The sequence below is a fragment of the Candidatus Limnocylindrales bacterium genome (genome assembly GCA_035559535.1).
In the GTDB taxonomy this organism is placed as follows: Bacteria; Moduliflexota; Moduliflexia; order Moduliflexales; family JAUQPW01; genus JAUQPW01.
Genome location: DATMBG010000027.1, coordinates 34,552 through 46,188 on the forward strand (window position 1 = coordinate 34,552; position 11,637 = coordinate 46,188).

Below are 11,637 nucleotides of genomic sequence, written 5' to 3' on the forward strand. Positions count from 1 at the left end.
TGACCGTGGCTCAAATTACCATTAAAGAAACCTGGTTAAAATTAAGTGAGCAACCTGAGCAGTTTTTTGTTCAGGCCAGAATTCAGCCTTATGAACACCAGGTACAAACGTTCAAATGGCTGATGGATTCCAACGTGGACGTGATTTTTAATGGAGTAATAACGGGAGGAGGGAAATCACTGGCGGCATTTTCCAGGGCTCTTTTATCTCGTCCACCCATGCCGACTCTGGCCCTTTATCCCACAAACGAACTGGGGCGGGATCAGCAGAGTCAGCTCAAGGATTATGTCTCCCGGTTTCGCCTGTCTCTTCAACCCCGGGTTTGTCGAATCTCGGCAGATTTGCTGGCAGCGATGGCAGAAACGGCAGGGATAACCAAACAAACAGAACTCCTGACCCGATTCCAGGAAAGTGAAATTATTCTGACCAATCCGGATATTTATCACTACATATTTAATCTTTATTACCTTCGCCCCCTGGATAACCGGGATAAAGTTTTTGCAAGATTGGTCAATAACTTTGATCTGGTGGTCTTCGATGAGTTTCATCTTTTCGGTACCCCTCAGGCCGTCAGTGCCATAAATGCCATCTTCCTGACCCGGCATATCTCGGGACCCGGTCGTAAGAAATTCCTCTTCCTCTCAGCTACACCTTCTCCTTTACTCCGGGGATTCCTGGAAAAAGCCGGGGTGAATTACCAGGTAGTGGAAAGTAAATATTGTCACCTACGCCGTGAAGAGAGTAAAGCCGGGGACGAGGGATTTCGCAAAAAATGGCGGAGGACTTCCCATGAGGTAACTTTGAACCTGGTGGTCCCAGAAAACGGCACCGAGCGATGGATTATGGAAAATGTAGAACCGGTTATTGTTCAATTCTTCCGCAACCATCCAGGATCTAAAGGTGCTATAATCTTAAATTCCGTTGCGGCTGCAAAGCGTCTCACAAGGGCACTGAAAGGACAGTTGACTTCCCAAGGTATTACCGTTGGAGAGAATACAGGTTTCAGTACAGAAAGTGAGAAATCAGCTTCTTACAAGGCAGATCTATTAATCGGAACCTCAACAGTGGATGTAGGAGTAGATTTTAAAATTAACCTTTTAATTTTCGAAGCGGTGGATGCCAGCTCCTTTATCCAGCGATTCGGACGGCTCGGGCGCCATGATGGATATACAAATGAAGAAGGTATTCCTATTCAATTCCACACATTCTATGCTTATGCCCTGATCCCCCGATTTATTTACGAAAGGTTGCTGATAAAGAAAGAAGGGCAGAGTGATCAGGCTTTGCTTATAGACGGGATGGCTTATAGTCGGGAGGAGCTCCGGGATGCCGTAAACCAGGTTTATCCGCCGGTCACCGATTTTCGTTACTACCCTTCGCGTTGGGGCATCCTGCAATCGGCTTATGTCTACTATGCCCTCAGTCAGAAGGAAATTAAAGGGGTTTATGAAACCATCCGTGAAGGGTTCAAGGAAGATATCCGACAGGCCTTTGGAATCCGAAATTTTAGAGCAAAGGTCGGTAAGGTTTGTGGCTATCTCAAAAAGAGAGAGGGCTATGCACCGGAGATCCTTGAAGTAGCTCGTAGTTTTCGTGGTGGAAATGGGCTTGAGTGTGGAGTTATAGACCTGACCGTGGAAGACCCCAGGGAACAATTTAAAACCTATGATCTTCCCCGCCTTCTATCCAACTGGCGGGTTTCAGGGGTTCTGGACCGGCAAGAGTTTCTACAAAAGGTTGAAGCGGTCGGAGTTTCCACGAAACCTTTTGATTATGCCGCGCTTTTCATTGAGGTAAACAGTTTCCTGGATCGTCCCAGTCGGTGGAGATTTTATCTGGATTGTGATTTGTCGGAGTTGGATCTCTCCAGGGTTTTGGTCCTGAAAGGGTTTAACCTCCTTAATATAGAATCGGATTATCAAAACAGGCTCAACGCCAAGCTTCGACAACAGCGGTTGGTCTGTTACATTCTCGAAATGAACCGGCTCGATGTAAAGTTCCGTCGGGCACTACCCCTGCTTTTTCCTGTTTATTCCCTGGCCGACAAGTACTCCATGTCCGATCCAAATCCACCGTACTCCATTGCCTTTGGTCAAGAAGCCCTGATGCTGGAATCGCTGTATTTCTTTAATAAGACCCCATCAAAGGGGTGGATTGCATAAGTTATGAAGGGGTGAGTAAGGGGTAAGAACCTCCTCCTCCCTGTGAGCGGAAGGTTCTTATCCAGGACTCTGGACCTCTACTTTTTATGGATAACTCTTCAATCTTAACCGTAAGAATTCTTCAAAAGGCAATAGAATTTGAAAATCCGGACAATTCGGTTTTCAAAGACTTTTCTACGGACGTTGTCCCCCGGCTTTTTGCCGAACTGGCAGGCTGTACGGCTAAAGGTGGGACCTGGGTCGAACAGAAGCGCCAGGAGATGTTGGCCGCAGGAAAACCGATGAAGTCGGAACGCGCCCTTGGAGATCAATCTATTACCGCCCATCTTCTTAATGGATTATTTCCCGTTGCTACCCTTGTAAGAAAACTCCGTCAAATGGATACCAGCATAGCCCGTTACCTGGATGAGCGATCCTATCGATTGTTTATCGCAGGGTATGTATTACATGATTGGGAGAAGTTTCCAGGGGTTGAAGAGAGAATTAAAGAACGGTTTGGAGCTGGATTTAAACCGGATTTTCTTAGATACAGGGAATTTGTCGAACCTATTTTGAAAAGTTGGATAGCGAGGCTTGGACTTGATAACTTTCTTAAGGCCGGAGGTTTAAACCCTGAAGATCAGATTGACACTCTGGCTTATCTGGCCCATAATACCCAGGAAAAATATGAAACCCATCACCCTACCATAGGTTTCAAACTCACAATCTCAGATAAGGTTTGTGAGTTGACGGCGCGGCTGACCCGACTTGCCGATCTACTTTCTTCTGAAGTCAAACACCCGGCTGATATTCTGACCGAAAATCTCTGTCATCTGATTTATCAATTGAGCAATGGACAATATCAATTTACCTTTCATACGATTTCAGAAAATCGAGGCGTTCTTACCAATATCCTGAACAATGCTCTCCTCGATCTCTACCGTTCGGCAGGTTATCAGCCACTGCTTTACTTCCCAAATGGTGTGGTTTATCTGACCCCTCCTCTTCCCCCTGCAAACGAAGGGGTGGAGAGGAGGTTGCCTCCCATCGATACAGCATCTATTCCAGAGAGGGTTATCGCGAAAATCCGTAAGTTATGTGCGCATCAAATCGAAAAGCGCCTGGTTGGACTGGACCGTGATGGCAAAGGGCTTAAGTTTGCCGATTATTACTGGCTTTTCTTTTCACCGGAGGAATTAGTGGTAAAAATAGCTCTCCAGGGAGCTCTTCAGAAGATTGTTGGGAAATCGGCCTCTGCTCCTAAGCGTGCCGAAAAGCTTAGAGAGGTTCAATCTAAAGTCACGGAACTCTCTCATATTTCCTTCGACTTCTCTGATGATCTTCGTATTGATCGGCTCGCCGAGTTTTGTGATCTCATAGAACGGAAAATCTGGGGTGAGTTTTGTCAAAAGCGATTTTCAGAGGGAAGTAAACGGCTGGATGTGGCTCGAGAACTACTTCAACTCCTGAATGTTAACGATCTGCAGGAGGTCTTTAATCTTCTCAAAACAAAATCGGAAGCCACCCGTGCATCCGGTGGAGTTCCCCTTGGCTGGTATTACGTGGCTGCCGAATATTTGAAACGGAACCCCGGGTTTGGGCCGGATGATTTTCCAGATTTATTGACTGATTTGGCTCAAACCATCGCCCAAAAAATCTCTTTGGCTCTGCAAGGAGTTAAAATCCAGGATGGTTGGAGAGATCTAAGGAATTACGTACTTACCACCATTGGTATTGGGACAGGGCAAGATGAGGACCAGGAGCGAGGGGAAAGATCTGGCCCTGAAGCTTTACAGGGTTTTCTGAATGAGTTGAATCGATATAATGGGTTTAAACGTTCTCATGCTCGTATCCGACCCTGCTCACTTTGTAGTAGCCCCTTTGAAGCATCTCAACAGGAAGAAGCCGGAGTCCTTTTTCAACCCCAAGTCTATACCAACAAGCAGCCTCTTTATGGTTCTCAGGCCATACGAAATATTTGTCCTATTTGTTCTCTCGAGATGATGCTAAGACAAATCCTTATGAACCGTACGAAACAGAGTGGCAAAGACTTTGAGGAGAGAAAGTATCGGTATCTTTATCTTTACCCAACCTATTACTTCACAGCCGAAACTGTAACCTTTTTACGAAAGGCTTACACCAACTTCTATCGAACAAATTTCAGAACCGATATTCGGGATCATCTGATTCCCTCTTGGGAGACGGGGAAAGTGGATTTTTCCCTGGCCCGGTTCCAGAGCTTGGATACTTTTCTCATGAGTGAGGAATCGGTAGAAGAAAACAACCGGGTTTTCAAGCTGGATTATCCCAATGATGAACCTATTACCTTCTTTTTTGCTGCAATCCCTCCGGGGCGTGACGCAACAGATACCGAATCCTGGGTTATGCCGGCTTTTCTCACTTTACTTTTCCCGTTGCTGTTTGATGTCAAGGTTGTTGCTTCCGAATCTGCCGTACCCATTTATACTAGCGGTGCTGATTTTGAAGAGACGGTGATGTTCGATGCACCCCATGATTTTGTGGCACATCTTTTAAGTCGTTGTGAACAGGGTAGAGAGGAAAAACACTTACGCCTCAGGTTGGATGAGATTCCTGCCGTATTATCCTGTTTCACGGCGGCTTATATCATTCATCTGGATGCCAACGCCCGGCAATCTCAAGGGGGTTACGATGCCAATTGGGGTCGGCTTGCCGAGTTGGCCCGTGACCTGAGTGAAACTCCCTTATATGTTTTTCATTATTTAAACAACTGGATTCGTAAAGCCCAGCTCGAATCTCCACCACCTAACAAGATTCGACTCTATGGTGAGCTTTACAAATTTATTGATCCCAAGGAGGAGGCTATGAATCATCCTAGAAGACTAGTCGAACTTTATCGACGATTTTATCGTGCCAAGCGAGCTTCGGCCAAGGCCAATGCCATTCTCAAACCGATAGATGTAGCGGCAGACGTGTTACTCAAAGCCGATAAAGATTTATTTGGCGATGCAGTGGTGGATCTGGTCGCGGCCGCGGTGATGTCCCTGATGCAACGGGTCCATAGTGGACAGGCCGAAGGAAAACCGACCTTTAATCTGGTGGAGGGTAAGTGGAAGTTGGCCCTTACCCCAGAGGAAGAACGTCAAGCCGTTTGGGACTTTGCCGAATATTTTGTTAAGGAGATTTTTGAAAAGTCCCTTCGAGGGGACCGTGCGCGTCTTGTCGGGGTCCAATTAAACCTGTTTCGGGATACCTGCGAATTCATTTACCGCAAAATAGAAGACGAGGAGCGTCGTCAGCGTGGGGTTGAAATCCCAGAAGAAGTCGAAGAAGTTGAAGTATCGGCTTCCGTTTGAAGCCGAAAAAAAGTGTCGGATCTTCCGAAGGGAGAGTCCTCCGGGTTTGATAAGTTTTATGGAGAAAGGTGAAACAACCGATTCTCGACAGAGAGACGTAAGGGTTTGATTTAGGGAAATTTTCGATCAAGGAGGAAAAAATATGTTTCTAAAAAGTTTAGATGAAAGACTTTTCTTAGGGGCTATTCCATCGAAACCGAGTGGTAACTATGTGCATTTAGCCGTTCTCCGGGTTACGGAATCCCACAGTCTTTTCCAGACCGATGGAGCACTCAATACAGCCCGGGTACAGGCTGGGGTAGAAGATCGGGGTTTAATGACACGTATCCTTATGTTCAAACGGAAACAATCCACACCTGAAAGATTAACCGGAAGGGAACTGCTTCGAAAGTATGGCATTTACGATGCAATAGCCAGACAAAGGCTGGAAGCGGCCAAAGGGACGGGGCGAGAGAAGCTGGAGAACCAATTCCGAATGTACCATGCCTGTGATTACAATGTGAGTTTTTGCATGCGCTGTCCGGATTGCATTCTCTATGGTTTCGCTATTGGCGAAAGTGGTTCAGAGAAGTCTAAAGTTTTAGTAGATACAGCCTTCTCCATCACAGCCTATGAAGATTCCCATGAAGTACTGACCCTCAATGCCCCTTTTGAGGATGGCACCATGTCCCGTGCAGGAGAAACCACCTCGCGTATAAATACGCAAGACCATGTAAAGCCTGAGGTCTTCTTCCCAAGTATTGTGACCTTGAAAGATCCTACCGAAGCGGGATTTCTTTATGTATTGAATAACATCCTTCGGACCAAACATTATGGAGCTCAAACAACCCGAACGGGCAAAATGCGGAATATGGTATTGGCTGTTGTACCGGCCGATGGAGAGATTACCAGCAACCTGCGTCTGACCCAAAGAACCTATGATTTGCTTAAGGATAAGTTGAGACCTCCTGATCCGCTTCTGGAAGAGGATGTCAAACAAGCCATGAAAAAGGCCTTGACGGAGTTGCTGCAGGGGGATGGAGTTCGTTATCAAATAATTCAGGGAGATCATCTCAAAAACGTTCTTGCAGAAGCGGATACTGTTCTATCTGAAGAAGTTATCGGCCGGTTTCTGGAGCAAGCCTTTCGAGAGTCCAAAGCTTATTTTGATACCTTTATTGGGGTAAAGTGAGGGAGATTATGCGAATACTGGAATGCGAATTAGAGTTTCACGATTTCGTATACTTTGCTACCAGGGAGGTTGGTCGGCTATATGAAACCGAGGCATTGATCCATAATTATGCTTTATGTTATGCCCTAGGTCTTGTGGTAAGTCCCTATTTTGTACGGCAACAGATACCGCAATATCGAGAAGATCTAAGTGATCTCAATCAGCGAGGGATTTACGTAACTCCGGCCGTTTCTATTCGCCACTCCTTTTCCCTGCACACGTGGAAGTATGCCATTAACTGGTATCATGTGGATATGGAAAAGCTCAAACGAGACCTGTGGGGAAAAAATGTTCCTGGTTTTGGACGTGCCAAGGAACTGGCTCCCGAAAGTCTCTTTCGGTTTTTTATATTCGATCAAACGGACCGTTATAAACCTCCTCCCTGGATTCGACTTGGGAAATGGTTAGCGAAAGCACATTTAGATTGGCATGAATGTCGGATTAAATCAGAAAGGAGTGGCTCTTATGTGGCTACTCATCCCCTCAATCCACTGGACGTTTTACCTATGAGTAGATTGAGGTTATGTGATTATATCAACATGCCTCCCATTAGCTTAATCAACAATGCACATCTTGAGGGAAATTATCTTATTGTCGAAGGTCCGGGGGGATCTTTCTGCTTCCCTGCCGGTATGCAATTTAATTTTACAGGTGATCGGCAATCTTAAACATTCAGGATTGAGAATTCAATAGGGAGCAAAGGTATGCCTTATTCTATTGTCTTAAAAATTTTTCCGAAATCACAGTTTAATCTTCGTGAAGCTACCGGGGCCAGACTTCAAGGGATGTTCCTGGAGCTCATGCGGCAGGTTGATCCGGAGCTGGCCACCGAATTACACGACAGACCGGATTTGGACGAGCCGACAGCTCTCAGGCATTATGCGGTATCGCCATTATTTATAGACAAGGGGGTTGAGAGGGCAAGGAACAGGACCGGTTCTAATCATAAGGTTCTGACCTCGGGAGGCACCCTATACTGGTTACACCTTGCAGCTTTGGATGACCGGGTTTATCCGGCTTTATTAAGTTATCTGCTGGGGCTCAGCGGAGTAAAGAAGGAAGGTGAGAGTCCTTTTCCTGTCTTGATTATTGATAAAACCCAATTTCAGATTGTCGAGGTATTGGCTTCTGGGTTTAGCCGACATCCATGGGCAGGATATAGCGAGGTGGAGGATCTTATTATCCGGGCTTCGGTGGATGAGCGGGTGATTACGTTTGAGTTTAAATCACCAACCGTATTTGAACGCCTGGACCGACAGATACCTTTACCGGAGCCCCGTCTTGTTTGGAAGAGTTTGGCCGATCGTTGGAACGATGCTTTTGGAGCAACCTATCCTATTTCCCCTGAGTTTGTGGATGCCGTAGAGAATCATCTTGTTGTTGTTTGCTATCATATCCATACCCAACCTTTTCGACAGGATAGTGAAATCACGCTTACCGGATTTGTTGGACAGGTGACATTTCGTATTATTGGTCCTGTTTCGCCGGAGTTTATCAAGATCACCAATTTATTAGCTGATTTTGCCTTATTCAGTGGGATTGGTAAGAAGACGACTCGGGGGATGGGAATGGCCAGGCGGATTTCAGACGGAGAATCTTCTAAGATCCTGGAGAGGAGTGGGAGAATTTTATGAAGACTGAGGAAGACCACATTTTAATTTCAGCCCTGAATCAATTTGATTATTGTCCCAGGCGTTGTTATCTCATTTATTGTGAGGGGCAATTTTTACAAAACGAACATACAGTTGAAGGTTCCATTCTTCATGCTCGTACGGATATTCCGGTTGAAGTCCGGCGCGGGGACACCAGGCAATTTCGTTCTGTCTGGCTTTATTCAGAGAAATACCGGCTTCATGGGCGGGCGGATGTGATTGAGGAAAAGGACGGTAAAATCTATCCTGTAGAGATTAAAAAGGGTCGTCGGGGTGATTGGAAGAACGATCAACTACAGCTTTGTGCCCAAGCCCTATGTCTGGAGGAGATGTTAGATTGTGGAGAGATCGAGATAGGGTATATCTACTATGCCGCTACAGGGAGGCGGCAAGGAGTGAGGCTTGATACTCGAATTCGGCAGCAGACAATACAGACTATTGAGAAGGTCAGGCAATTGCTCTCGAAATGTGAGAAACCCCCCTCGATCTATAGTCCACGGTGTCGTGGCTGTTCTCTTTATCCCGTTTGTTTGCCTCGTGAGACGGCGAAACTTAGTACGGGCGCAAGGCCTTGTGCCCCTACGTTCAATAAAGGTCCCACCCCTCCTCTCCCTGCGTGCGGGGAGGGAAAGGGAGGGGCTATGAAGAAAACAGATTAGCAGGAATAAACTTTCCGGTATTCGTGCAACCGGGGACGGGTACGGGTGACCGGCCGGTCACCCCTATCAAACGAGACGTTTAACTATCAAACGAGACGTTTAACCTACTAGATCTTATTTTTTGATTCTTATGGCAACTTTATATATTACAACGGAAGATTCTGTACTTCGCAAGGTAGATGAGCGTTTAAAGGTTACAAAGGAAAAGCAGACGCTCATTGATGTCCCAATGTTAAAGGTTTCTTCGGTGGTTTTACTGGGTCGTGTGGCAGTAACTGCTGCGACAGTGGAAGCCCTGTTGGAGCATGGGATTTCACTTTGTTATTTGAGTCGTGGGGGTCGGTATCGGGGTCACATTCAACCTCCCTTAAACAGGAATGTGATTTTACGTCGAGCCCAGTATCGAGCTGCTGATGACGAAGGAGTTATCAAACGCATTGCACGGGCGGTCGTAGCTGGTAAGCTAGCCAATATGCGGACGCTTTTAGTTCGCAGTCGTCGTTCGGAGGAAGACGAGTCAAGCAGTCGTTTTATAGCATTGGATAATGCCATAGAACGCATCAAACAAGCAGAGGAGGCCTTACCCTATGCACAGACGTTGGACGAGATACGTGGGCATGAGGGGGAAGCCAGTGCAGCTTATTTTAGTGTATTTGGAGTCCTAATTAAAGCGGAGGGGTTTCAATTTGAAAAGAGGATCAAGCATCCTCCCCGGGATCCTGTGAATGCTATGCTTTCATTTGGTTATACCCTGCTCACGTACGATCTTATTGCAGCAATTAACATTGTTGGTTTGGATCCTTACGTGGGGTTTCTCCATGCTGACCGTCATGGCAAACCCAGTTTAGCATTGGATTTGATGGAGGAGTTTCGTCCGATCGTAGTGGATTCGGTGGTATTAACGTTGATAAACAAGCGGATGATAGGACCTGCTGAATTCGAGCAGCAGCTAGGGGGAGTAATTTTGATGGAAGAAGGGGCACGGAAGACCTTTTTAAAGCAGTATGAGGAACGCAAAATGACCGAGTTTCGGCATCCAGTTTTCGGTTATAAAGTAAGTTATCTTCGGGCATTTGAGTTACAGGCTCGGATTTTAGCCAAGGTTTTAACTGGAGAGTTACAGGAATATGTTCCCTTACTGGTGAAATAGGAATGTTTATTATTGTTTCCTACGATGTTAGAGAAAACAAGCGACGTACTCAGATTCATAAAGTTTTGAAGTCTTATGGGGAGTGGGTCCAATACAGTGTGTTTGAATGTCAGTTGGAAAAAAAGGATTATTTACGGTTACGGGACCGATTAGACAGGCTGATTGATAAGGAGAAAGGCGATAACATACGCTTTTATTTTTTATGTGACCGATGTACCGGCCAGGTAGAACGTATTGGAGGTCGGATGCCATTGGAGGATGGAGCAGTTTTTGTTTAAGGGACAGCTCCGAAGAATGAGTGAGGAAGTACAACAGTAACGGGAGATTCGGACGAGATTAGAAAAAATTCTTCGCATCCCGGTGAAGCTTGAATGAACAAAGAGGAGCGGGAAGAACGAGGTCAACGTCCGAGGGCTGCTGCAGACCGTAGGGGCGCAAGGCCTTGCGCCCGTACATGGAGATAGCCTGAATAATTTTCTGAGTTTCTTAGATAACCATTATTTGCAGGAATTGAGGCGGAAGATGATCAACGTAGGGGCGCAAGGCCTTGCGCCCGTAAGTTAGATAGGTATAGGCTGCTAGGCAAGTACGTGATGATCGGGGTGGATGGGACGCGCACCGTGAGTTTTAGACAGCACCACTGCTTAGAGTGCTTAACTCAGAAGTTGACCTAAGGACGGAGTACGGGCGGGAGGCCTCCCGCCCCTACTTCTACGGTGCTGGAAGCTAAGATCCTCTATTCCAATGGGATGTCGATAGGGACGGAGTTTATAGGGGAGCCCCCCTTTCCCCTATATCCCCCCCCTTCAAGCCCAGAACAACTTTTACCTATTGATGCAGATCGGACGCCTGATTAACCAGTTGGTGGAGAAGGGGAGTTTAGTGAGGGAGGTGTTTAAGGGGAATATCCTGAGCCTGAAGACCTTTATTGAACGTAGGGGCGCAAGGCCTTGCACCCGTACTTGGTTTCGCAGGTGAAGAGTGCTTGGATGTCCTGGGAGAGGTGGAGTCGGCAAGATGCGAGCAGGTTCCAAATCCGGTTAGATACGTACGAGCGGGGGGCCCCCCGCTCGTACACCCAGGGATCCCCCTCAGTTGAGAAAGTGGAAATGAGGTTGAATAGGGGTGGGAGGCCTCCCGCCCGTACTTGCTGTAATAGTCTCCGTTTAATGCTTAGAAATATTTTTAATTGAAGGCCTTGTTTGGTTTTAGAGGTTGCCTTTTGTTCATTGGTTTTGGGATTGCTTGCAATACGTGTTATCTTTTATTTATTCGTCGCTGCTGTTTAAGGGAGAAATTTCTTGACAGTTTTTAACCGAATTGGTAAGGAAGCGGACATTGAGTAGGGGATTACTGATCTTTGCATAAATATCTAATAAAATCCAAGCTGTTTAATACAACCTTGGATCACATGAATTTTATGTCGTAAACGTTCCTTAGCCTTACGAAGTTCATACCGTAACTGACAAAGATGTTGACAACTCAAATTC

The 11,637-nt window shown here is 46.3% G+C and carries 8 protein-coding genes; all 8 read left to right on the forward strand.

Going from position 1 to position 11,637, the window contains the following annotated elements; translation table 11 throughout:
• The first annotated feature begins 5 nt into the window (after window positions 1-5).
• Window positions 6-2,162, forward strand: a complete 2,157-nt coding sequence (gene cas3 / locus VNM22_09370) for a type I-D CRISPR-associated helicase Cas3' (GenBank protein HWP47357.1) — start codon at window positions 6-8, stop codon at window positions 2,160-2,162.
• A gap of 86 nt (window positions 2,163-2,248) precedes the next feature.
• The gene (cas10d, locus tag VNM22_09375; protein ID HWP47358.1) at window positions 2,249-5,476 is read left to right on the forward strand and encodes a type I-D CRISPR-associated protein Cas10d/Csc3; all 3,228 of its coding nucleotides are present in this window, start codon (window positions 2,249-2,251) and stop codon (window positions 5,474-5,476) included.
• 142 nt (window positions 5,477-5,618) lie between these two features.
• Window positions 5,619-6,647, forward strand: coding sequence for a type I-D CRISPR-associated protein Cas7/Csc2 (gene cas7d / locus VNM22_09380; protein HWP47359.1), 1,029 nt, complete (start codon window positions 5,619-5,621; stop codon window positions 6,645-6,647).
• An 8-nt stretch (window positions 6,648-6,655) separates the two neighbouring features.
• Window positions 6,656-7,354 (forward strand): type I-D CRISPR-associated protein Cas5/Csc1, encoded by a 699-nt coding sequence (gene cas5d, locus VNM22_09385; GenBank protein ID HWP47360.1) that lies wholly within the window; start codon window positions 6,656-6,658, stop codon window positions 7,352-7,354.
• 36 nt (window positions 7,355-7,390) lie between these two features.
• Window positions 7,391-8,320: a CRISPR-associated endoribonuclease Cas6 gene (gene cas6, locus VNM22_09390; protein ID HWP47361.1), complete on the forward strand. Its 930-nt coding sequence runs from the start codon at window positions 7,391-7,393 to the stop codon at window positions 8,318-8,320.
• Window positions 8,317-8,997 carry a CRISPR-associated protein Cas4 gene (cas4, locus tag VNM22_09395; GenBank protein ID HWP47362.1) on the forward strand — a complete coding sequence of 227 codons (681 nt, stop codon included), beginning with the start codon at window positions 8,317-8,319 and terminating at the stop codon, window positions 8,995-8,997. Before cas6 ends, cas4 begins: the two co-directional genes overlap by 4 nt.
• A 130-nt stretch (window positions 8,998-9,127) precedes the next feature.
• On the forward strand, window positions 9,128-10,147 hold the full coding sequence (gene cas1d / locus VNM22_09400; protein HWP47363.1) for a type I-D CRISPR-associated endonuclease Cas1d: 1,020 nt from the start codon (window positions 9,128-9,130) through the stop codon (window positions 10,145-10,147).
• Between the two features lie 2 nt (window positions 10,148-10,149).
• Window positions 10,150-10,425 carry a CRISPR-associated endonuclease Cas2 gene (gene cas2, locus VNM22_09405; protein ID HWP47364.1) on the forward strand — a complete coding sequence of 92 codons (276 nt, stop codon included), beginning with the start codon at window positions 10,150-10,152 and terminating at the stop codon, window positions 10,423-10,425.
• Window positions 10,426-11,637: the final 1,212 nt, after the last annotated feature.